Below are 23,937 nucleotides of genomic sequence, written 5' to 3'. Positions count from 1 at the left end.
ATCTTATGAAAAATAGAAAAGTACTCATAATAGAAGACGAAATCACCTTCTGTACAATTTTAAAAAATTACCTCGAAACGCTGGGTATTGAGATCTATACCGCAGATAATGGTCAATTAGCAATAGAGATGTTAACAATAAACGGTATCACCCCTGATATCATTCTCTGTGACCTTAATATGCCGATAATGAATGGTGAAGCGTTTATGCGAGAGCTTATTGCTCGTAATATTGATATTCCAGTCATTGTGATTACGGCAACAACTGATTTTACTCAGTTAGATAGAATGTTTCGTTTAGGGGCTAAAGATGCTTTGCTTAAGCCAATAAAAAATTTAGATGAAGTTAAAGTGACCCTACTTTCTGCACTGTATCCTGAGAAAAATAGCCTAACAGAGCTAATGGGAGAGGAAATTCATCAGATTTCTACATTAATGCAAGATCATACTCAAGATATGTTGACGGTGTTGAAGCAGTTACAACCGCCAGTAAACCAAATTATAAATAATTACCGAATTAACTATCGCCAACTTAATGAAGCTAACCGCTTTGGTTTATTATTAGACTTAGCTGCTATTTCAGACAGCCAAATAGGATTTTACTGCATTGACACTGAGCGCTCTCCCCAAGAAGGTATTATGGCTGCTTTTTTGATTCGTGTGGTGTTCAATGACCTATTAAAAAGTGCGGTAAGCTACCCAGAAAAAAAATTACCGAATATTGATAGGATTATTAATCAAATAAATTATTTACTAGAGGATTCGGGGTTTAGTGGGCAATTTCCTCTCTTATTGGGGTATTTTAATACACAGAATAAAGCAATTATAATGGCGAGTGCGGGCTTAGAAGCGGAAATAACGACAGAAAATACGCATGTTAAGTTACCAAGAAGTCTTCCTTTAGGTACGCTTAAATTTTATCAATCTAACCATTTAGAGGTAAAAGGAAATGCTTGGCAGTGTTTAATACGTAATAATAGTCAGAAAATAAAACTTATGTTTAACCCGGAGACATAATTAATGTCTAAAATGCATGCATGTGTCATCTAAATAACTCTATTCAGACTCGTCGCTATTTATTCATAAATATTTCCTGATATACTTTTGCGCACTTAAAATGCCTCTTGATACTTTAGTGAAATTTGAGAGGCAAGGATGATATCTGGAGTGATAAAAATGACACAGCGCAAGGTGCGTAAAGCGGTAATCCCCGTTGCAGGCTTAGGTACACGTATGCTTCCTGCAACAAAAGCTATTCCAAAAGAAATGTTGCCAATAGTCGATAAGCCACTTATTCAATATGTTGTTAATGAGTGTATTGCTGCGGGGATCAATGAAATTGTTTTAGTAACACATTCATCAAAAAATTCCATTGAGAACCACTTTGACACAAGCTTTGAGTTAGAAGCTATTTTAGAAGCGCGTGTTAAGCGCCAGTTATTGGATGAGGTTCAATCTATTTGTCCAAGTCATGTAACGATTATGCAAACGCGACAAGGAATAGCAAAAGGATTAGGGCATGCAATTTTGTGTGCTAAACCGTTAGTCGGTGAAGAACCTTTTGCGGTTATTTTACCTGATGTCATTTTAGACCGTTACAGTACAGATTTAACTAAATTTAACTTGCGTGAAATGCTCGAACAATATGAATCAACAGGTGCAAGTCAAATTTTAGTTGAGCCAGTCCCTGAAGAAGATGTATCTAGCTATGGTATTGTGGATTGCAGTGGAGAAACGCTAGCACCTGGGGATAGCAAAAGAATTGTTCGTATGGTTGAAAAACCAAAACGTGAAGAAGCTCCATCTAATTTATCTATTGTTGGTCGTTATGTTTTATCTGAAAAGATTTGGGATGCATTAGCTAAAACAGCTCCCGGTGCTGGTGATGAAATACAATTAACTGATGCTATTGCATTAATGATGGAAAATAATGAGCCTGTAGAGGCCTACCACTTATGTGGTAAAAGTCATGACTGTGGAAATAAATTAGGTTATATGAAAGCATTTGTTGAATATGGAATGCAGCATGATGCGTTGGGTGAAGAGTTTACTCAGTGGTTGAAGAAATTATCAGCGTCATTGAATGCAGCAAAATAAAATTTCACAATAAATTTTTATTAAAGGCTAACTTAATTTGTTAGCCTTTTTTATGCGTGAAAAAATAAATTATTAACAATAAACGTCAGGTATTAAGGCGTATCGCTCTGATTTAGACTGTTTAGTTGCTACTCATTATAAGTGAGAGGTGTACAAAAATTAACATATAACCCCATTACATAAATAAAATCACTGAACAATATTTAAGTTTATCTAATTAAGCTTACATATCTTTACTACTCTGTTTTATTTATCATGATTATTTGATTGGTAGTATAATACAGCGCAAAGGCTTAAACAGAACAGTTAATTGAAGTGGGCAGTAGTTATGCGGCTTTAGTGCTAAAAAAGGGAGCTATAATAGCTAAGCGCTTTTTCTTAGTAGAGGTTAATATAAAATAATATATAAAGGTTGAAACAAAAACACCCTTATAAAAGGGTGTTTAGAATACATGTATAGGCTATTAGATTAAGAAATCATCTAAAGATTTGCCTTGTTCTTCAATGGCAACTTTGATTACTGCTGGAGTACGGCCTTGGCCTGTCCAAGTTTTAGTTTCGCCATTTTCATCAACATATTTATATTTAGCTGGACGTGCAGCACGTTTAGCACGGGTGCTAGTGCTTTTACCTGAGTCCATTGTTTGCAGAAGGTCATTTAAATCGACGCCTTGCTCAAGAATCATTTCACGAACTTTTTCCAATTTACGGTTACGTTCTTCTAATTCCGCGCGAGCTTGGCTCTCTTCATCACGACGTTCTTCAACAACGACGGTTAATTTTTCCAGCATTTCTTCTAAAGATTCTAAAGTTACTTCGCGAGCTTGAGCACGAAGAGTACGGATGTTATTTAACGCTTTTAATGATTCGCTCATTTTCCTGGTCTCAAATTATTTGTTGGCATGTGTACAGTAATAATAGAATGCTATTTTAAATTCTGCAATAGCTAAATTACTTCCTTAGTTTAAAAGTAATCTTTAACGAATGCAATTTTTTTACAAAAGAAAAATAAACTTTTCGTAGATATATATATAGCTATTATCAATAACTGAACTAAACGAAAAATAGGAATAAGCCAAAATCTTAGTGATTAAATAATTCAAAAAAGAAGAGGCGTGTCTCATTTTACTTTTACTCGGAATGAATTGAAGGGAAGGTCAGGCTTAAATTTTCTTTTTTTGATGATGCTTTTTAGCGGAATGTGCTTTAGTTGAAACTGTTTATAGTTAATATCAAATTGATTTTTATTGCATACGTGCTAAGTAATATTTGCAATAAGGTACAAGTTGAGCCCCAAAAAAAAGTTAAATTTTCAATAAGTAAAGGGCATCTACACCAATATTGTTAATCATCAAGTATGTTTTATGGTAAAATTATTATGTATATTAATTTTGAGGGAACAGCCAAATGGCTCAGCTTTACTTTTATTATTCAGCAATGAACGCGGGAAAATCAACGTCATTATTGCAATCATCGTATAACTATAATGAAAGAGGAATGCGTACGGTTATTTTTACGGCAGAGATAGATAACCGTTTTGAACAAGGAAAAGTCTCATCGCGAATAGGTTTATCTGCGGAAGCGTTACTATACTCAACAACAACAAATATGGCCGAGTTAATCAAAAAAGAAAATAGTGTACAAAAAGTACATTGTGTTCTTATTGATGAATGTCAGTTTCTAACAAAAAAACAAGTTGAAGAATTATGTGACATAGTCGATAACGAGGATATTCCGGTTTTATGTTATGGATTGCGTACCGACTTTGCAGGACAATTATTTGAGGGTAGTCAATATTTGCTTGCTTGGGCTGATAAATTAGTTGAGCTAAAAACGGTTTGCTATTGCGGGCGTAAGGCGAGCAAGGTATTACGTATAGGAAGTGATGGGGTGCCTGTATATGAAGGCTTACAAGTTGATATAGGTGGTAATGAAAAGTATATCTCTGTTTGTCGTAAGCACTATTCAGAAGCAATAAAACAAGCTCAGTTGATGAATGAGGGCGTTATACCTAAGCAGCCACTTCATTTTCGATGAGCAGAAATATTTTGGTGTAGGGACTAAAATAGGCTTCGGTTATCGGATTATTACGGCAGTTAATGAAATCAACTCAGTGGGTTAAATTATTTTATATGATATTGATTTTATGTATTCTTGCTGTCATCCATTTCAAATAGTGAAACAAAAGGCACTACAATAATTGTAGTGCCTTTATTTTAAATAATGTTTAACACATTATTTCTTAGCGTTTTTCTTTTCTACTTCTTTTTTTACGGCTGTTTTTTTCTGAGGCGCTTTTTTTTCCTCTTTATCAATCACAGGCGTATCTTGATGCTCAACAAACTCACGACCATAATAAGAATCCAGTAATAACTGTTTAATTTCAGAGATTAAAGGATAGCGGGGGTTTGCTCCTGTACATTGGTCATCAAATGCATCTTCAGAAAGTTTATCTACACGGGCTAAGAAGTCGGCTTCAGTTACACCAGTCTCACGAATAGATTTAGGAATGCCTAAATCAGCTTTCATTTCCTCCAACCATGCGAGTAATTTTTCAATTTTCTCAGCAGTCCGATCTCCAACTTTAGTGAGCCCTAAATGATCTGCAATTTCTGCATATTGGCGGCGTGCATGAGGTCGATCGTATTGGCTAAACGCAGTTTGTTTTGTTGGGTTATCATTAGCATTAAAACGGATAACATTACAAATTAATAATGCGTTCGCAAGGCCATGAGGAATATGGAACTCTGAACCAAGTTTGTGAGCCATTGAGTGACAGACACCTAAGAATGCGTTTGCAAATGCAATACCCGCAAGTGTTGCTCCGTTATGTACACGTTCTCTTGCAACAGGGTTTTTAGCACCTTCGTGGTAACTGGCTGGTAAATAATCTTTTAACAAACTCAGGGCTTTAAGTGCTTGTCCGTCAGTAAATTCATTAGCTAAAACAGAAACATAAGCTTCCAATGCATGGGTGACAGCATCTAAACCACCAAAAGCCGTTAACGATTTAGGCATATTCATGACTAAGTTCGCGTCAACAATTGCCATATTTGGTGTTAATGCATAATCCGCTAATGGATATTTTTGGCCTGTTTTATCATCAGTCACTACCGCAAATGGAGTCACTTCTGAACCCGTACCGGAGGTCGTTGTGATAGCAACTAATTTAGCCTTAACGCCCATTTTAGGGAAACGGTGGATACGTTTACGTATATCCATGAAACGTAATGCTAATTCCTCAAAATGAGTTTCGGGGTGTTCATACATAACCCACATAATTTTAGCCGCATCCATTGGTGAACCACCACCTAATGCAATAATGACATCAGGTTGGAATGCTTGCATTTGTGCTGCACCTTTACGAACAACCGTTAATGTCGGGTCTGCCTCAACTTCAAAGAAAACATCAGTTTCAATCTGATGTTTTTTGAGAACGCTAACGACTTCATCAACATAACCATTATTGAATAGATAGCCATCGGTTACGATAAAGGCGCGTTTTGCACCGTCAGTTGCAATCTCTTCAAGGGCGATAGGTAGACAACCACGGCGGAAGTAGATTGAGTTCGGAAGTTTATGCCACAACATATTTTCAGCTCTCTTCGCCACAGTTTTGGTATTGATAAGGTGTTTTGGACCGACGTTTTCAGAGATGGAGTTACCCCCCCAAGAACCGCAACCTAGTGTAAGAGAAGGCGCTAATTTAAAGTTGTACAGGTCACCAATACCGCCTTGTGACGCTGGCGTATTGATTAAAATACGCGCAGTTTTCATTTTTTGGCCAAAATAGTTAACTCGCTCATGTTGGTTATCTTGGTCAGTATATAGGCAAGAGGTATGGCCAATTCCCCCCATTTCAACTAATTGTTCTGCTTTTGCAACGGCATCTTCAAAATTCTTACCACGATACATGGCTAATAATGGAGACAGTTTTTCATGGGCGAACGGTTCTGACTCATCAATAGTTTTTACTTCACCAATTAAGATTTTAGTTGTTTTTGGCACGCTAATACCGGCCATTTCGGCAATTTTATAAGCAGGTTGACCAACAATGGCGGCGTTTAGGTTGCCATTTTTTAAGATGATATCTTGAACTGCTTTGAGTTCTTTTCCTTGCAGCAGGTAGCCACCATGGCTGGAAAAACGCTCGCGAACTTGGTTGTAGATTTCATCCACGACTACAACGGATTGTTCAGATGCACAAATAACCCCGTTGTCGAATGTTTTTGACATCAGAATAGACGCGACAGCACGTTTAATATCTGCCGTTTCATCAATCACCACAGGGGTGTTACCCGCACCAACTCCGATAGCGGGTTTACCTGAGCTATAAGCGGCTTTCACCATGCCTGGTCCACCTGTCGCTAAAATCAGGTTAATATCAGGATGGTGCATTAAGGCATTGGATAACTCAACAGAAGGGGAGTCAATCCAGCCAATAATGTCTTTTGGTGCACCCGCTGCAATAGCAGCATCCAGCACGATTTGTGCTGCACGGTTAGTAGCAATTTTGGCGCGAGGGTGCGGAGAAAAAATAATAGCGTTACGTGTTTTTAAGCTAATGAGTGATTTAAAAATTGCGGTTGAAGTCGGGTTAGTTGTTGGCACAATACCACAGATAATACCAATCGGCTCAGCTATCGTAATTGTCCCAAATGTTGGGTCTTCAGATAGCGTACCACAGGTTTTTTCGTCTTTATAAGCATTGTAGATATACTCTGAAGCAAAGTGGTTTTTGATCACTTTATCTTCAACAATGCCCATTCCAGATTCTTCGACAGCAAGTTTTGCTAGGGGGATACGTGCGTCAGCAGCAGCGAGGGCAGCGGCTCTAAAGATTTCATCAACTTTTTCTTGGGAGAAAGTTGCGAATTCACGTTGAGCTTTTTTGACACGAGCAACGAGTTCATTGAGTTCGGTAACGTTAGTTACGGACATATAGATTACTCCTGATAAATGTTAAACTTTTTAAGCCAATGAGCAATGCATCTATAGAACGAAGAAATGCTTAAAGATGAAAGTATAGATGTAATCTATAATAACGCTGCTCATCATCGCTTATTGGCTTAAAAACCTTATTCAATATTGAGTTAATATCCTAATTAGCTCTGTCTATCAGTTAAGAGTAGATTAACAAAACGGTAATTAAATAAAGTGATCTAAATCACGAAAATGCTAAGCTGACTCCTTTCAGCACCTGTATTTATGCACAAGTTGAATAAATGTTGTTCATCTATTACTTAATTTAATATTATCAAAACAATTCGTGCGGATAATCTATGTCTATCTAACTAAATATTAAATAAATTTAGCAAGTTAAAGAAAATATTGTTTTACTCAAGGAAATTAATAACATCGGTGGTAAAATTATGAAAGGTATCAATGAATCTCTAAAGAGAATTGCTTAAGGAAATGAATGGGTGAGTAGCGCATTACTTGATTTATCGGGTTATATTAAATTTTTTATTGGTTTATTTGCACTTGTAAACCCAGTTGGCATATTACCTGTGTTTATTAGTATGACAAACTATCAAAGTAATGCTGGGCGAAATAAGACTAACACCATTGCAAATACCTCAGTTGCGATCATTTTATGTACATCATTATTAATTGGTGACTCAATACTGCAATTATTTGGTATTTCAATTGATTCCTTCCGTATTGCTGGGGGGATTTTGATCGTCACAATCGCGATGTCAATGATTAGCGGTAAAATTGGTGAAGACAAACAGAACAAGCAAGAAAAAACGGAAACTGCGGTTAGGGATAGCATTGGTGTTGTACCTTTAGCTTTACCTCTAATGGCGGGGCCTGGTGCAATAAGTTCTTGTATTGTATGGTCATCTCGTTGGCATGGTTGGCAAAACTTTTTAGGCTTAGCGTTGACGAGTATCGCTTTTGCCTTTTGTTGTTGGTTATTATTTCGTTCAGCGTCTTTATTGGTTCGTTACTTAGGTCAAACAGGGATCAACGTAGTGACTCGTATCATGGGGTTATTACTGATGTCGCTGGGAATAGAGTTTATTGTGACGGGTGTTAAGGCCATATTCCCAGGCCTATTGTAATCTCATTTCTTTTTATGGCTGCAAATCGGCCCTATTGCAGCCATACCCACTGCTAATTTACCTCGTATTACACATATCAGTTTTGCTATTCAGATAGCATATTTCCCTTTTCTTTAATTGGCTGGCTAAAATTTTAGCTATCAATAATCACGTCTAAAAAAATGATGCCTGTAATTATATGTGGCATTTATTGCTAAAACAGGGATAAAAAGTAAGGAATTGTGAGCTATGTAAATTTATTCACTATTCTAATTGGCGTTTGTTAATGATATGTTTGGAAATGTGCTTGGGAGCTATCTTATAGTATATAACCAATATTTTATTAACTCATTGTAATATAAATGAATTATAATTATGCCACCTATTTTTTTAAAACTTACTTAAAATTTTTAACTAACTAATGTTAATTAATTGTTTTAATTGTTTGAGTTCATTAAGTGGATTGCCCATAAGGAAATAGCGGTACTAGGGCTTAAATATTAGCATAAAGAAGGTTGCTAGTGAGGTTATAGCACCATCAATGAATCATGAGGGATAGGATGTTCAAATCAACACTTGGTTTTGGTGTACTCTCTTTATTATTTGTTACGTTACAGGCAAGTGCCACGGAAAAAGTAAAACAGGTTATTACAATTAACAATGGCTCAGAAGTGACTTCACTTGACCCCCACAAAGTGGAAGGGGTGCCAGAAAGCAATGTGATATTAAACTTATTAGAAGGTCTAGTGTATACCGATGTAGACGGTAAATCGGTTCCTGGTGTTGCTAAAAGTTGGAGTAATGAAAATTTCACCACGTGGATTTTTACTTTACGAGATGATGCAAAGTGGAGTGATGGTTCGCCAGTAACCGCTGAAGATTTTGTGTATAGCTGGCAACGCTTGTCTGACCCAAATACCGGCTCGCCTTACTCTAGTTACTTACAAAATGCATATATTTTAAATGCAGATGCAATTTTAGCAGGGAAAATGCCAGCAACAGCGCTGGGAGTGAAGGCGCTTGACCCGCAACATTTACAAGTAACGCTTAGCCACCCTGTGCCTTATTTTGTAGATATGCTTTCCCATACATCTATGAAACCCGTGAATAAATCTGCAATTCAACGACATGGCGATAAATGGACCCAGCCTCAAAATTTTATTGGGAACGGGGCATACGTATTGGATAACTGGGTGGTAAATGAACGTATTGTTGTCAAACGAAATCCATTTTACTGGGATAACCAGAATAGCCGTATTGAGCAAGCGACCTTTTTAGCGATTAGTTCCGAAGTGAGCGATATTAATCGTTATCGTAGTGGTGAAATTGACATATCTAATTCTGCAATCCCACCTGTTTTATATAAAAAAATGCAGCAAGAAAGGCCTAATGAGTTATATGTTCGGCCTTATTTGTGTACGTTCTATTACGAAATTAATAATCAAAAAGCGCCGTTTAATGACCCGAGGGTGCGTGAAGCTATAAAACTAGGGTTAGATAGAGAAACAATCACTAACAAAATTATTGCGCAAGGGCAAAAAGTCGCTTATGGCTTTACGCCAACCTTTATTAATAATGGCAATTTTACATTACCTAATTGGGCAAATTTATCGGCGGAGCAACGTTACCAACGAGCAAAAGATTTGCTTTCACAGGCCGGTTATAACAAAGAAAACCCATTGAAATTTGCTTTACTGTACAACACTTCAGATCAAAATAAGCAGCAAGCTATTGTTGCGGCATCCATGTGGCAGAAAAATATTGGCGCACAAGTTACGTTGCAAAACCAAGAATGGAAAACATCATTACAAAGTCGTCATGAAGGAAACTACGATGTTGCTAGGGCGACATGGTGTGCAGATTACAACGAACCAACCGCCTTTTTGAATATGATGCTGTCTCAAAACAGTAATAATACCTCTTTTTATAATAATCCGGACTTTGATGCCTTACTTGAGAAAGCGTTAATTGCACCAGATCCTTCATCTCGTCATGCGATATACCAACAAGCGGAAGCTTTGCTAGACAAGGATTCGGCTATTGTTCCTGTTTATTATCGTGTCAGTGCTCGAATGATAAAACCGAGTGTTAGTGGATTTAAAGGTAATGACCCTCTTGATTATACGGATATTAAACGGTTATATATAAATGAACCTAATTAATAATATCTAAATAATTATAAAAAGTGTTCATCTCGTAGGTGAACATGCATCAACACACAATCATAATAATATATATGGGAGTAACCGATAAGATGAGTAAATCAATCAATAAATCGATTATTGCACTTAGCGTAATGGCTGGGTTAGCAATGGGCTCTATAGCAACAAGTTTTGCTGCAACGGTTCCTGCTGGTGTTGAACTGGCAGAAAAACAGGTAATGGTTCGTAATAATGGTTCAGAACCTCAATCTTTGGACCCACATAAAATTGAAGGGGTGCCTGAATCCGCTTTAGCGAGAGATCTTTTCGAAGGGATCACGATAGTGGGGCCTGATGGTGAAATTTTACCTGGTTCGGCAACCAGCTGGGAAAATAAAGATTTTACAGAGTGGGCATTTAAAATTCGTGATGGCGCTAAGTGGTCTAATGGTGACCCTGTCACGGCAGAGGATTTTGTGTATAGTTGGCGACGATTGGCTGACCCTGATACCGCATCGCCTTATGCAAGTTATTTGCAATATGCTCACATCCAGAATATTGACGATGTTATTGCGGGTAAGAAAAAGCCGGAAGAACTTGGTATTAAAGCCCTTGATGATAAAACCCTAGTTATTACACTGAGTGAAGCCGTCCCTTATATTCCTAAATTATTAGCGCACTCATCTATGTCGCCAGTCAATAAAAAAGTCATTGAACAACATGGCGCTAAATGGACGCAGCCACAGAATTTTGTGGGGAATGGGGCATATAAATTAAAAGATTGGACGGTAAACGAGCGCATTGTATTAGAACGTAGCCCAAGCTATTGGGATAATGCGAATACGGTTATTGATCAAGTTACATTTTTACCTATTTCTTCAGAAGTCACTGATGTTAACCGCTATCGAAGTGGTGAAATTGATATGACATACAGTAACTTACCTATCGAGCAGTTTAAAAGCTTACAACAAAATATGCCGAATGAGTTACGTGTAAACCCGTATCTCTGTATTTACTATTATGAAATTAATAATGAAAAACCGCCGTTTAATGACCCTCGTGTTCGTGAAGCGTTAAAGCTATCTATGGATAGAGATACGATTACATATAAGGTCAAAGCGCAAGGGGATATTCCTGCATATGGTTTCACACCACCATTTACCAGCGGTATGAAAACAGAAAAACCGGATTGGTATGCGAATATGACCCAAGAGCAGCGTAATGAAAAAGCGAAACAGTTGCTAGAAGAAGCGGGATATAACAAAGCCAACCCATTAAAATTCAATCTATTGTATAATACTTCAGACTTACATAAGCGTATTGCCATCGCAGCTTCTTCTATGTGGAAGAAAAATATTGGCGCGCAAGTGAAACTAGAGAACCAAGAGTGGAAAACCTTCTTAGATAGCCGACATCAAGGTAACTATGATGTCGCGCGTGCAGGCTGGTGTGCCGACTACAACGAGCCTTCCTCCTTCCTGAATATGTTACTTTCCTACAGCAGTAATAATACGGTTCATTATAAAAATACAGATTTTGATGCGGTGATGAAAAAAACATTGCAAGTCAAAACAGATGATGAACGTGCAGAACTCTATCAACAAGCCGAAAAATTACTCGATAAAGACTCCGGTATTGTTCCTCTTTACTACTATGTTAACACGCGTTTAGTGAAACCTTATGTCGGTGGTTATAGTGGCAAAGACCCATTAGATAACCTGCATACAAAAGATTTATACATTATTAAACACTAATACAGTTGCTCTGGCTCCATTTATTGGAGCCAGATATTCGCCTATTTAGGCAATAGAAGTAGGAAAGAGCGATGTTGAAATTTATTTTTCGTCGGTTGTTAGAAGCCATCCCGACTCTTTTGGTTTTGATTACCATTTCATTTTTTATGATGCGATTAGCCCCAGGGAGTCCGTTCACTGGCGAGCGGAAATTGCCACCGGAAGTGATGGCAAATATTGAAGCTAAATATCATTTAAATGACCCAATGTATAAGCAGTATTTTAATTATTTAATTCAGCTTTCCAAAGGTGACTTTGGTCCATCATTTAAATACAAGGATTACAGTGTTAATGATTTAGTTGCTAAAGCATTTCCGGTCTCAGCAAAATTAGGGGCAACGGCATTTATTGTTGCTGTTTTGTTTGGGGTATCCGCAGGGGTGATAGCCGCACTAAACCAAAATACCAAATGGGACTTTACAGTCATGGGGTTTGCCATGACGGGAGTTGTTATCCCAAGCTTTGTTGTCGCACCGTTATTGGTGCTGATTTTTGCCATTCATTTGAAATGGTTTCCTGGCGGTGGTTGGGATGGAGGAAACCTAAAACATATGGTGCTCCCCATGGTTGCGCTTTCATTAGCTTATATCGCCAGTATTTCCCGTATTACACGTGGTTCGATGATCGAAATTATGCATTCTAATTTTATTCGTACTGCTCGAGCAAAAGGGTTACCGCTAAGAACTATCATTTTACGCCATGCACTCAAACCAGCGTTGCTTCCCGTACTCTCATACATGGGGCCCGCCTTTGTGGGGATTATTACCGGGTCAATGGTAATTGAAACTATTTTTGGGTTACCAGGGATCGGCCAACTCTTTGTTAATGGTGCACTTAATCGTGATTATTCACTGGTATTGAGCTTAACGATTTTAGTTGGGGTACTGACAATTACATTTAATGCAATTGTCGATGTTTTGTATGCAGTTATTGACCCTAAAATTCGTTACTAAGTCGGAGAAACACGATGCTATCGAATCAAAAAAATAGTGAAGCTCTGGCGAATTTTTCAGAGCAGCTCGATATTGAAGGGCGCAGTTTATGGCAAGACGCAAGGCGCCGTTTTATGCACAACCGTGCGGCAATTTTCAGCTTATGTGTCTTATTTTTAATTACTTTGTTTGTCATTTTTGCTCCCATGTTATCGCCGTTTTTGTACGATGATACCGACTGGGAAATGATGTCAATGCCACCTGATATGGCAACTGGACATTATTTTGGCACAGATGCTTCAGGCCGAGATCTATTAGTGCGTGTCGCGATTGGTGGGCGTATTTCCTTAATGGTGGGCGTTGCAGCTGCGCTAGTTGCCGTGGTGGTAGGAACTTTATATGGTTCATTAGCTGGCTATGTGGGTGGAAAAGTGGATTCCATCATGATGAGGATATTAGAAATTTTAAACTCCTTCCCATTTATGTTTTTTGTGATCCTCTTAGTGACCTTGTTTGGTACCAATATCTTACTGATCTTTGTGGCCATTGGGATGGTGTCGTGGTTGGATATGGCGCGTATTGTTCGCGGGCAAACACTCGGATTAAAGCGCAAAGAATTCATTGAGGCGGCATTGGTTTGTGGCGTTAGTACACGACAGATTATTTTACGTCATATTGTTCCTAACGTTTTAGGTGTCGTCGTGGTGTATGCCTCATTATTAGTTCCAAGTATGATTTTGTTTGAATCATTCTTAAGCTTTTTAGGTTTAGGCACACAAGAGCCATTAAGTAGTTGGGGGGCTTTATTAAGTGATGGAGCTAACTCAATGGAGGTCACACCATGGTTGCTACTGATCCCCGCAGGTTTCTTAGTCATTACGTTATTTTGTTTTAACTTCATCGGTGACGGGCTGCGTGACGCGCTCGACCCGAAAGATCGCTAGAGGGAATAATATGTCAAATAACCCAATGAAAAGCCCTCTGTTATCCGTGAAAGATCTCAGCGTGACATTTGCGACCCAAGATGGTGACGTTACCGCCGTAAATAAATTGAACTTTGAATTAAGTGCGGGGGAAACGCTAGGAATTGTTGGTGAATCCGGTTCAGGAAAATCACAAACAGCTTTTGCTCTGATGGGCTTGCTTGCCAAAAATGGCAAGATTAATGGCTCTGCTATATTTAACGGCCGTGAGATCTTGAATTTAAGAGAAAAAGAATTAAATCGGATGCGAGCGGAAGAAATTTCAATGATCTTCCAAGACCCAATGACATCATTGAATCCTTATTTGAAAATTGGTACACAGCTGTCAGAAGTTCTCATGTTACATAAAGGCATGAGTAAAAGGGAGGCTTTCGAAGAATCAGTTCGTATGTTAGATGCAGTTAAAATGCCTGAAGCACGTAAGCGGATGAATATGTATCCACATGAATTTTCAGGAGGAATGAGACAACGAGTCATGATTGCAATGGCATTATTGTGCCAACCCAAGTTGTTAATTGCTGACGAACCTACGACGGCACTTGATGTGACAGTGCAAGCGCAAATTATGACTTTGCTCAATGAGTTAAAACACGAGTTTGATACTGCGATTATTTTGATTACTCACGACCTTGGGGTCGTCGCTGGGGTATGTGATAAAGTTCTCGTAATGTATGCGGGACGCACGATGGAGTATGGTACCGCTAAGGATATTTTTTATCAGCCATCTCATCCATATTCACTTGGCTTGTTAGCTGCCGTTCCTCGCCTTGATGGGGATGACGAGAGTTTAGCGACCATTCCAGGTAACCCGCCTAATTTACTACGTTTACCTAAAGGGTGCCCATTTTCACCTCGTTGCCAATACGCCGTTCAGCAATGTGTTGAACAAGAACCTGCATTAACCACTTTTGGTCAAACGCGGTTACGTGCCTGCTTTAAACCGCTGGAGGAGTTGGTATGAGTACCCATGAAAATAGACCAGTATTGTTAGAAGTGAATGATCTTAAAGTCCATTTTGAGATTAGAGACAAAAAACAGTGGTTTTGGCAGCCAAACAAAAGCCTCAAAGCTGTCGACGGCGTTACACTGCGTTTATATGAAGGTGAAACATTAGGCGTGGTTGGGGAGTCGGGGTGTGGAAAATCTACTTTTGCTCGAGCGCTCATTGGGTTAGTGAAAGCGACTGATGGTACTGTAAGTTGGCTTGGGCAGAACTTATTAGGTAAAACCGCTAAAGAGTGGCGCAGTGTTCGCAGTGATATCCAAATGATTTTCCAAGATCCATTGGCTTCTCTTAATCCGCGAATGACCATTGGTGATATTATTGCCGAACCATTAAAAACATATCATCCTAAAATGCCGCCATCACAAATCACAGAAAAAGTGAAAAAAATGATGATGCGGGTTGGTTTATTACCAAACTTAATTAACCGTTATCCCCATGAATTTTCCGGAGGGCAATGTCAGCGTATTGGTATCGCAAGGGCATTGATTTTGGAACCTAAATTGGTAATTTGCGATGAGCCCGTTTCTGCATTAGATGTGTCAATTCAAGCGCAAGTTGTTAATTTATTGCAAGAATTACAACGTGAAATGAAATTATCTCTCATATTTATCGCACACGATTTGGCGGTTGTTAAGCATATTTCTGACCGCGTGTTAGTGATGTATTTGGGGCATGCCGTGGAGCTTGGTACCTATGATGAGGTATATAATAACCCACTACACCCTTATACACGCGCATTGATGTCAGCGGTGCCAGTTCCTGATCCCGATAAAGAAAAAAATAAGGTGATAGAGCTTTTAGAAGGTGAATTGCCATCGCCAATTAATCCGCCTTCAGGCTGTGTATTTAGAACCCGTTGCCCATTAGCCGATGACGAGTGCGCAAAAACTAGGCCATTATTAGAAGGGAGTTTCAAACATGCGGTGTCTTGTTTGAAAATTGACCCTCTTTAGTTTGTTATAGATGCCCAACAAATTAAAAACAGAGCCAAGTGCTCTGTTTTTTTATCGAATAATCTGAATAGTGATATTCCTATTTTTTCCACAGAATATGGTGAAACGGTTTAGAAGGGTGGCGGCTAATTAATATGCGAGCAAAGATATCTTCTAGCTCGGCATCAGGGGTTTGAGCTAACCCGATAACCACTTCACTAAACTGCGCTAATTCAATGTTATTATTAATAATATCTTGCCAGTTATGACTAAAGGGGACAATTTCTGCAGCACCTAACTCTTCGAACTGCAAAGCAAAAATTAACTGGTCAGCGGGTTCTAAATTATCCATTGCCCCTTCAAGAAAAAGGTCATAAGCGATTTCAATGATGTCATCTTCATCGATTAACGGTGTGTTTTGTATTTCAGTCATGACCTTTCCTAATAAACTAAATTTATAACAATGGACTAAAGAAGTAACAAATGCGCTCAACGACACGGTTCCAGAAAGGGCGTTGTTCCCACTCTTCGATTTCTAAACGTGTTGACCGCGCAATATAATCATACTGAACTAACGTGAGATCGCTACCAAAACTTTTATCGTCAATGACCACGGTGATTTCAAAATTGAGCCATAAACTGCGCATATCAAGATTGACTGAGCCAACTAGGCTGAGCTCGCCATCAACTAATACACTCTTGGTGTGCAATAAGCCATCTTCGAATTGGTAAATCTTAACACCGGCAGCTAATAATTCACTGTAAAATGAACGGCTTGCCCAGCGGACAAGGAATGAGTCATTCTGCCTTGGCATAATAATACTGACATCAACACCCCGCATTGCTGCCGTGCAAATTGCATGTAAAAGGTCATCGCTAGGCACAAAATAAGGAGTCGTCATGATCAGTTGTTTGCGTGCAGAAAACATGGCGGTCATCAGCGATTGTTGAATCAACTCATCAGGGAAGCCAGGGCCGGAGGCGATAATTTGTGTTGTATGCCCATTCGCTTGTTCAAAAGGCATAATATTACTATCAGGCGGTGGTGGAAGTACGCGTTGGCCAGTTTCCATCTCCCAGTCAAAAGCATACACAATACCTAACGTGGTACTCACTGGGCCTTCCATACGCACTAAAATGTCAACCCATTCACCAACCCCTGAATCTTGTTTAAAATAACGAGGGTCAACCATATTCATACTACCTGTATATGAAATATAGTTATCGATAACGACTATTTTACGATGTTGACGTAAATCCATTCGACGCAGGAAGAAACGCATCAAATTAACTTTTAGTGATTCTATAAACTCAATGCCTGCAGCACGCATTTTTTCGGGATAATCACTACGGAAAAAGTGCCAACTTCCTGCAGAGTCCACCATAATACGGCATTTAATACCTCGTTTTGCAGCGTTGAGTAATGCTTCGGTAACTCCGTCAACTAAACCACCCGGTTGCCAAATATAGAAGACCATTTCAATTGAGTGCTGAGCATTATTGATATCATTGACTATCGCTTTTAATGAATCTTCACAAGTGGTTAAAAGTTGAATCCTATTACCTTTAACCCCAGCAATGCCTTGGCGTTTTTCAACTAATTGAAATAATGGCTCAGCGACGGGGCTGTTATCAGTGGCAAAGATATGTTTTGAATTTCGTAGATTTTCTAACCATGTTGCGACAGAAGGCCACATATCATGAGCTTTATCAACTCGACGTTTACCGAGGTGAAGTTCACCGAAGGCGACATACGCAATAATACCGACTAATGGCAGGATATAAATGATCAGGAGCCATGTCATGGCTGAGGTGACCGGCCTTCTTTTGACTAAGATGCGGACTGTAATTGCTGCAATAATTAGCCAATATAGGAAGAACAAAAGCCAACTCATAAGTGTATAGACGGTTGCCATAACGGGTCAGATGCCTCACTGATAAGAAAAAAGGTTCAAAAAAAGATAGTTTAGCTAAAAAAACTATTAGTAAAATATCAACTTAATAGAATTTAGCAAAATTCTGCAGTAAAAGCTTCGTGAAATAGAGTAATTCGTAAGGAAAAAATGATTGTGTAAGGTGATATTATTGTTGTGAAATTAAATATTGTACTCTAAGCGTATATAAAAAGTTCCTCTTGGTTCTTTTTTTCAAAGGAATATAATATTTTTTTCTAATAATTTTTAGACGATTAAAGGACACAATTAAATGAGACGTAGCAGGCATGAAGTAGGGCGTTGGCGTATGTTAAGACAATCCCTACGCCGCCGCAGACGCTGGCTAGAAGGGCATTCAAGGCGAAACATGCGCATCTATGCAATGCGTAAAATTGATATTTACCATCGTCGACATTCCCTGCTTTTTACCCAATGGATTGAGTAAGGTTATTACAGCGCGCACTCACATTTTTCACTTTGTATGACAAACCTTATTGAATATGATTGCTATTTGCATTTAAACTATCAGTCATATTCTTTTTGGTAGACAGGTGTAGGGTAGAAATTGCATATGCGTTGGATGCGTTGGACTTTAATTATCGTCATTTCATTATCTATTCATGCAGGCCTTGCAATGGCATGGATTTTTAATCAACCTAATTTGGCTAGAGATCCTGAGCCATTGACGATTGCTATGGTTGCTTTTGCTGCCCCTGAACCTGCTTCTGAACCTGTTGAGCAGGTTGAAACACCGGTAGAGCCAGAACCTGAACCCGTTATTGAGCCAGAGCCTGAACCGGTGGTTGAACCCGTTATTGCATTACCTAAGAAAAAACCTGAGGTGAAGAAAAAACCTAAGCCAAAACAGGAAGAAAAGAAAAAGGTTAAAGAAGATGTGAAGCCGGTTGAAAAGCAATTGGCTATGAATAACCTAAAATCAGATGTTACTGCACCGAAAACGAATAACAACCCAATAAAGACAGCTAACAATACTGGGGCAAGTAATAGTCAATCAACCAAAAAGGGTGGCCCTAGGGCTCTACATAAACAAGCTCCTTCCTATCCTGAACGCGCACGTCGCTTAGGTAAAGAAGGGTATGTGAAGGTTCGTTATGATATTGATGATGGTGGGCGAGTGACAAATATTGAATTTGTTGAAGCTTCACCTAAAGGGTTATTCGAGCGCGATGTTAAACGGGCTATGAACCGTTGGACTTTTGAAAAGCAACCTGCAAAAGGCTATGTGACCGAAATTTATTTCAAATTGGATGGAACCGTAAGCCAAGTATAAGTGTTCTTTTCTTGCAAAATAAAAAAGCACCTTTAATTAATGAGGTGCTTTTTGTTTTATTTATATTTTAAGATAGGTATTAAAGTTTAGTCTGCGTGTTGCTCAGAACTGGCTAATTGAAAATGCTGCTTTTCTTTGGGTAATGAACGAGAGGTACTATCGTCATTAACGGCAACATAGGTAAATACAGCATCAGTTGCACGATAGCGGTGGCCAACGGGCTCGGTTGCTACTTTTTTTACCCAAACTTCAATATTAATTGTAATTGAGCTTTTCCCTGTTTTTAGGCAGCGTGCGTAGCAACAAACAACATCACCTACGGCAACAGGCTTTTGAAATTTAATCCCATTTACCGCTACAGTAACTACTCGTCCTAGCGCAATTTCTTTCGCTAATATAGCCCCACCTATATCCATTTGTGACATCAGCCAGCCACCAAAAATATCACCATTCGCATTAGTATCTGCGGGCATGGCTAATGTACGTAAAACCAACTCACCGTTCGGCAATTGCATATCAGACTCTTATTAAAAGGGTTATTACTTTTGATTTTGCATTTATAGCAAATTACATAGGTAATAGTAAACCTGAACCTCGTAGTTATTGATTGATAATGACTATTTGAGTGAATTGCTGCAAAAATAAGACAAATATGATATCTATTATTAATAAACGGCTTCTAAATATGATAAAAAGCTCAACTTTTGCAAAGAAAAAGCAAGAAGTGTTTTTTATATTTAGTCAACTGATTGAATTAGCTATACTCAGTAATATGAATATTATTGATTAATTTAGAGGTATGAAATGAGATTGTTATTGGCAATATTATTACCTTGGTTGCAATTTTTTACGATAGGGCGCCCCTTTGCTGGGATTATTTGCTTAATTTTGCAGATCACGTTGATTGGTTGGTTACCAGCCGCCATTTGGTCGGTATATGCACTATCACAGTACAATACAGATAAAAAAATTGAAAAAGCATTTGGTGACAAGCGCTATTAACATATAAAAAAACCTGCTAAGCGAGATGCAATTAGCAGGTTTTTAACTCTATTTATAAATTATTCTTCGTGTTTTTCTACAGGCTCTTTAACCATATTTTTAAAAATATAGACCACACTCAGTACTGTAAATATTAATGTTCCTGCTGTTAGACCAAAGACTTTGAAGTTAACCCAGATATCTTGAGCCATCCAGAAAGCAACATAAATATTCAGAAGTGCACAGAAAATAAAGAAAATAGCCCATGCACTATTAAGTTTATTCCAATAACTATCTGCAAGTTTTATTTCTTGGTTACTGCCTAACATGCGCTGAATGAGTGGTTTTTCAGTAAACCATTGGCTAAAGAGTAATGCACCAGCAAATGCAGCATAGATAATAGTGACTTTCCATTTAATGAATGCATCACTATGGAAAATAAGAGTTAAAGCCGCAAAACCCATTACGATTGCACAGGTAATTTTTGCAACTTTTTCAACTTTCTTATAAATAAGATAAGTTGCTAATAACGCTAAAGGAGTGGTCACCATTAATGCGCCACTCGCATAGAAAATATCGTATCTTTTATAGACAATAAAAAAGATTATCAAAGGAATAAAATCAATAAGTTGTTTCATAACAGTGAATACAGCGCCTCAACGTAAAGATAATGGAGTAGTTTAACCGATTTTGGCTTTAATTGTTAAAAGTTTGCACCTTTTTACCAATAAACATGCTTTGTTACCAATCATATTTGCACTATTTTACGATTATTTGACTTACTTCTAGATAAACTTTATTAGTTCGGATATATATAGTATATAAAATAATTTAACTTGCTAATTTATAGGTACTTTTCCCCGATGATAAAGGCAAAGCTATTTGTCTGGATGCCAGGTTTAAAAACGTTATTTAACTATCAACGTTCAGATTTAGGTTCTGATGTTAAAGCTGGCCTATCTGTCGCTGCTGTTGCCTTGCCCGTTGCTATTGCCTATGCTGAGTTAATGGGTGTGAATGCAATTGTCGGGTTATACTCGTGTATTTTACCGATGTTTTTTTATGCATTGTTTGGTACGTCTAAACAATTGATTATCGGTCCTGATGCCGCTACATGTGCTGTAATTGCAGCCGCAGTCGCACCTCTTGCCATGGGGGATGAAACTGTTCGTTGGCAGCTGATTATTGTCATGAGTTTTATGACTGGGGTTTGGTGTTTGATTGCAGCAAAATTTCGCTTAGGGACCTTTGCCGATTTTTTATCCAGACCGATATTACAGGGCTTATTAAATGGGGTTGCTCTCACTATTATCGTCAGCCAAATTAGTAAAGTATTTGGTATCAGTACGTTACCTTCAGGGTTTATTGAACGCTTAATAGCATTACCATTAGCGTTAGTGGAAACACATATTCCGACATTATTAGTTGCCATTGCAACATTGGTCATTACTCTATTGATTAAGCGAGTGCGTAGCAAGTGGCCATCGCTATTAATTGCAATGGTGTTGGCCACAGCAGCAAGTATCCTATTTAATCTCGAACAATATGGTATTAGTACGGTTGGGGATTTAGGTGAAGGGCTTCCGTATATCCCAATGCCTGATTTTCCACCTGGCTTACTTCGAGACCTTGTCATTCCATCATTAAACTTGTCTGTGATCAGTTTTGTTAGCTTTATGATGACGGCTCGTAGTTTTGCGAGTAAGAACGGTTATACCGTTGATGCAGACCAAGAACTAAAAGCGTTAGGTATGGCAAATATTGCTTCTGCTTTTGGTCAGGGTTTTGCTGTTAGTGCTGCGAGTAGCCGTACTGCGGTGAATGATATGATGGGGGGGAAAACGCAATTAGTTTCCCTTGTTGCCGCAATAACCATCTTAGCGGTTTTACTTTTTTCTATGAATTTATTGGAATATATCCCAATGCCTGCTTTAGGGATAGTTTTGATTATTTCAACGTATTCATTACTCAGTTTTCGCAGTATTTTATCAATGCGAAAACGCAATAGAGAAGCTTTTTTCTTATGTATTTTCACGCTATGTGCAGTGCTGGTGGTTGGTTTGATTAGTGGTGTAGGCTTAGCTGTTCTATTAGGTTTGTTGCAGTTTATCCGAATTATATTTAGACCTACAGATCAACTACTAGGCGTTGATGAACATGGTATGTTGCACTCGATGACATCAGAAAATGATATTCAAGAAGTTGATGGCGTCCTGATTTATCGTTTCAATTCTCCGCTTACCTATTTCAATGTGAATTACTTTAAAGAACGTTTAAATAAACATTTAGATAATCAACGGAAGAGGCCTGCTTGGGTGATTGTGGATGCTGCCGTCAGCTTCACACACAATGATGTGAGCGTATTTTCCACGTTAAATGATATTGTGACATCTTTGAAGGCGAAAGGGGTAACTTTAGTATTAGCAGGGCGCAGAACGTCGCTTAATCGTTGGCTAGAACAAAATAAAATCAATCGTTCAGATGATGACTTATTAGTGGTACCGGATATCTATTTTGCAATCCGTTTAATTCAAAGTAAGCAACAAATTCAAATGAAATGCGTTGAAGAAAGAAAAGCACAAGAGTGCCAAAAAGATTTCGGTATATTGGAACATGATTGTGAAAGTCGAATTACACCGATGGATATTCGCTCAGATAATGCTTAAAAAATAATGTAAATAAAAAGGTATCTTTCGATACTTGAAGTTGTTGCCAAAGCGGGATAAAGCGTTGTTTTCCCGCTTTGGGTTATCAGCTGAAAATCAATAAATCAATTTTTAGTGATTAGCATATATAAACGATAAAAGTAAATTAAAGCGAATGCCGCTACAACATTATTGAGTAAAAAAGAGATGCCATTAATAACAATATGATTCATATTAAGGTTACCCAATAGAACACTAATAAGCATTTGAGCCGCCATCCAAATTAAAATCATCGGTAAGGCAACACGCCAATTCGCATAAGCCATTTTCCAGCTTTTTCCCATCGCACTGAAAGGGTTGGTACGTTCTGTTATTAAAATCGCTGGTGCTAAGGAAAAACCAATGGCTAAGACAATACCAGGTAGAACCATAATTGTGATACCTAACTGGATAAGCAGAGAACAGACGACCAATAGAAGGAACATAGAAGGTGCTTTGTTCAGTGATGATGTTATTGCCTGTAGCCCTGTCATATCTTCACCGCGAGACATACCAGAGATATAGGACAATGTACCACAAATAAGGAACAAACTTCCAAAAGTGACGGAGAGGATCAACCCGAAAGAAACACGCAAAATACTACTTTTATCTTCTTCAGATAGACCTAAAATCCAGTCTTGTAACCCCGAATTACCAGATTCAATCATCTGGCTTTGTGCTTGTGCCAGAACACCTATCATCTGTTCACTTGGGATCATCACCGCATAGATAACGAGGCTCACTACGGTGGCTAAAAGCACGATGGTGAAGAGGCCACTCAATTGATTTTTAAAGAAATTGATACTATCACTAATGAGTGAGTTGGCCGAAATGGACATGACACTGCTCCTATCTACAAACGGGATCAAAAATTTATGCCAATTGTAACCGAGTATCACGCCTAGAGGTAGAGAAAGATAATAAAATTCGGGAGGTTAAGACAAATATAATGGACATAATGATTGAATTTAATTAGCCAAAGAAATGAAACTATATAAGTTGTATTTTTAATATATGTTTAAGTTTCGAAATAAATATATATATTTCGAAATCAAATTTTTATTTTGTTAGTTATCTTTCAAAAATTGATTTAAATCAAAATTTAAAAAATAATAAA

The 23,937-nt window shown here is 38.2% G+C and carries 21 protein-coding genes; 14 read left to right on the top strand and 7 right to left on the bottom strand.

Annotation, left to right across the window (positions count from 1 at the left end; genetic code table 11):
- Positions 1-5: 5 nt before the first annotated feature.
- Together rssB and galU are read left to right on the top strand one after the other, a co-directional pair.
- Complete coding sequence (gene rssB, locus PR683_RS04745; RefSeq protein WP_109913228.1) at positions 6-1,016, top strand: two-component system response regulator RssB; 1,011 nt, start codon at positions 6-8, stop codon at positions 1,014-1,016.
- A 159-nt stretch (positions 1,017-1,175) separates the two neighbouring features.
- On the top strand, positions 1,176-2,096 hold the full coding sequence (gene galU, locus PR683_RS04740) for a UTP--glucose-1-phosphate uridylyltransferase GalU (protein WP_004911149.1): 921 nt from the start codon (positions 1,176-1,178) through the stop codon (positions 2,094-2,096).
- Between the two features lie 464 nt (positions 2,097-2,560).
- Here galU and hns read toward each other — a convergent pair whose 3' ends face one another.
- On the bottom strand, positions 2,561-2,971 hold the full coding sequence (gene hns, locus PR683_RS04735) for a histone-like nucleoid-structuring protein H-NS (protein WP_004254106.1): 411 nt from the start codon (positions 2,969-2,971) through the stop codon (positions 2,561-2,563).
- A 532-nt stretch (positions 2,972-3,503) separates the two neighbouring features.
- Between hns and PR683_RS04730 the strand changes: the two genes are divergently transcribed.
- A complete protein-coding gene (locus tag PR683_RS04730) occupies positions 3,504-4,133 on the top strand; it encodes a thymidine kinase (RefSeq protein WP_109913227.1) in 630 nt (209 codons plus the stop codon).
- A 198-nt stretch (positions 4,134-4,331) separates the two neighbouring features.
- Here PR683_RS04730 and adhE read toward each other — a convergent pair whose 3' ends face one another.
- Entirely contained in the window at positions 4,332-7,037 is a 2,706-nt protein-coding gene (gene adhE, locus PR683_RS04725; protein ID WP_109913226.1) for a bifunctional acetaldehyde-CoA/alcohol dehydrogenase, read from the bottom strand.
- A 482-nt stretch (positions 7,038-7,519) separates the two neighbouring features.
- On the opposite strand from adhE, the gene PR683_RS04720 reads away from it, so the two are divergent.
- From PR683_RS04720 to oppF, 7 genes are all read left to right on the top strand, one after another.
- Positions 7,520-8,164 carry a YchE family NAAT transporter gene (locus PR683_RS04720; protein WP_004254112.1) on the top strand — a complete coding sequence of 215 codons (645 nt, stop codon included), beginning with the start codon at positions 7,520-7,522 and terminating at the stop codon, positions 8,162-8,164.
- A 527-nt stretch (positions 8,165-8,691) separates the two neighbouring features.
- Positions 8,692-10,305 carry an ABC transporter substrate-binding protein gene (locus PR683_RS04715; protein ID WP_051128890.1) on the top strand — a complete coding sequence of 538 codons (1,614 nt, stop codon included), beginning with the start codon at positions 8,692-8,694 and terminating at the stop codon, positions 10,303-10,305.
- A gap of 92 nt (positions 10,306-10,397) precedes the next feature.
- Entirely contained in the window at positions 10,398-12,038 is a 1,641-nt protein-coding gene (gene oppA, locus PR683_RS04710) for an oligopeptide ABC transporter substrate-binding protein OppA (protein ID WP_210782523.1), read from the top strand.
- Positions 12,039-12,109: 71 nt separating this feature from the next.
- Entirely contained in the window at positions 12,110-13,030 is a 921-nt protein-coding gene (oppB, locus tag PR683_RS04705) for an oligopeptide ABC transporter permease OppB (protein WP_004254116.1), read from the top strand.
- Between the two features lie 14 nt (positions 13,031-13,044).
- The gene (oppC, locus tag PR683_RS04700) at positions 13,045-13,953 is read left to right on the top strand and encodes an oligopeptide ABC transporter permease OppC (RefSeq protein WP_004911132.1); all 909 of its coding nucleotides are present in this window, start codon (positions 13,045-13,047) and stop codon (positions 13,951-13,953) included.
- A gap of 10 nt (positions 13,954-13,963) precedes the next feature.
- A complete protein-coding gene (locus PR683_RS04695; RefSeq protein ID WP_004911130.1) occupies positions 13,964-14,953 on the top strand; it encodes an ABC transporter ATP-binding protein in 990 nt (329 codons plus the stop codon).
- Positions 14,950-15,951, top strand: a complete 1,002-nt coding sequence (gene oppF, locus PR683_RS04690) for a murein tripeptide/oligopeptide ABC transporter ATP binding protein OppF (RefSeq protein ID WP_110731958.1) — start codon at positions 14,950-14,952, stop codon at positions 15,949-15,951. Before PR683_RS04695 ends, oppF begins: the two co-directional genes overlap by 4 nt.
- A gap of 79 nt (positions 15,952-16,030) precedes the next feature.
- Here oppF and PR683_RS04685 read toward each other — a convergent pair whose 3' ends face one another.
- Positions 16,031-16,363, bottom strand: coding sequence for an HI1450 family dsDNA-mimic protein (locus PR683_RS04685; protein ID WP_004911124.1), 333 nt, complete (start codon positions 16,361-16,363; stop codon positions 16,031-16,033).
- Positions 16,364-16,385: 22 nt separating this feature from the next.
- Positions 16,386-17,846, bottom strand: a complete 1,461-nt coding sequence (cls, locus tag PR683_RS04680) for a cardiolipin synthase (RefSeq protein WP_272581695.1) — start codon at positions 17,844-17,846, stop codon at positions 16,386-16,388.
- A 289-nt stretch (positions 17,847-18,135) separates the two neighbouring features.
- On the opposite strand from cls, the gene PR683_RS04675 reads away from it, so the two are divergent.
- Together PR683_RS04675 and PR683_RS04670 are read left to right on the top strand one after the other, a co-directional pair.
- On the top strand, positions 18,136-18,309 hold the full coding sequence (locus PR683_RS04675; protein ID WP_004254127.1) for a YciY family protein: 174 nt from the start codon (positions 18,136-18,138) through the stop codon (positions 18,307-18,309).
- 126 nt (positions 18,310-18,435) lie between these two features.
- Positions 18,436-19,155, top strand: a complete 720-nt coding sequence (locus PR683_RS04670) for a TonB family protein (protein ID WP_198634851.1) — start codon at positions 18,436-18,438, stop codon at positions 19,153-19,155.
- 86 nt (positions 19,156-19,241) lie between these two features.
- On the opposite strand, the gene yciA is transcribed toward PR683_RS04670, so the two are convergent.
- Positions 19,242-19,670: an acyl-CoA thioester hydrolase YciA gene (yciA, locus tag PR683_RS04665; RefSeq protein WP_004911119.1), complete on the bottom strand. Its 429-nt coding sequence runs from the start codon at positions 19,668-19,670 to the stop codon at positions 19,242-19,244.
- Positions 19,671-19,959: 289 nt separating this feature from the next.
- Between yciA and PR683_RS04660 the strand changes: the two genes are divergently transcribed.
- Entirely contained in the window at positions 19,960-20,157 is a 198-nt protein-coding gene (locus PR683_RS04660) for a YqaE/Pmp3 family membrane protein (protein ID WP_004911118.1), read from the top strand.
- Positions 20,158-20,216: 59 nt separating this feature from the next.
- Here PR683_RS04660 and PR683_RS04655 read toward each other — a convergent pair whose 3' ends face one another.
- On the bottom strand, positions 20,217-20,774 hold the full coding sequence (locus PR683_RS04655; RefSeq protein WP_109913220.1) for a septation protein A: 558 nt from the start codon (positions 20,772-20,774) through the stop codon (positions 20,217-20,219).
- A gap of 225 nt (positions 20,775-20,999) precedes the next feature.
- On the opposite strand from PR683_RS04655, the gene PR683_RS04650 reads away from it, so the two are divergent.
- Complete coding sequence (locus PR683_RS04650; protein WP_004911111.1) at positions 21,000-22,802, top strand: SulP family inorganic anion transporter; 1,803 nt, start codon at positions 21,000-21,002, stop codon at positions 22,800-22,802.
- Between the two features lie 104 nt (positions 22,803-22,906).
- On the opposite strand, the gene PR683_RS04645 is transcribed toward PR683_RS04650, so the two are convergent.
- Complete coding sequence (locus tag PR683_RS04645) at positions 22,907-23,659, bottom strand: YciC family protein (RefSeq protein ID WP_004911108.1); 753 nt, start codon at positions 23,657-23,659, stop codon at positions 22,907-22,909.
- Positions 23,660-23,937 lie beyond the last annotated feature (278 nt).

It is taken from the genome of Providencia sp. PROV269, from assembly GCF_028477785.1.
Classification (GTDB): domain Bacteria; phylum Pseudomonadota; class Gammaproteobacteria; order Enterobacterales; family Enterobacteriaceae; genus Providencia; species Providencia rettgeri.
The sequence above is the reverse complement of the archived record's forward strand: the minus strand, read 5'-3'. Positions and strand labels throughout refer to the sequence as shown.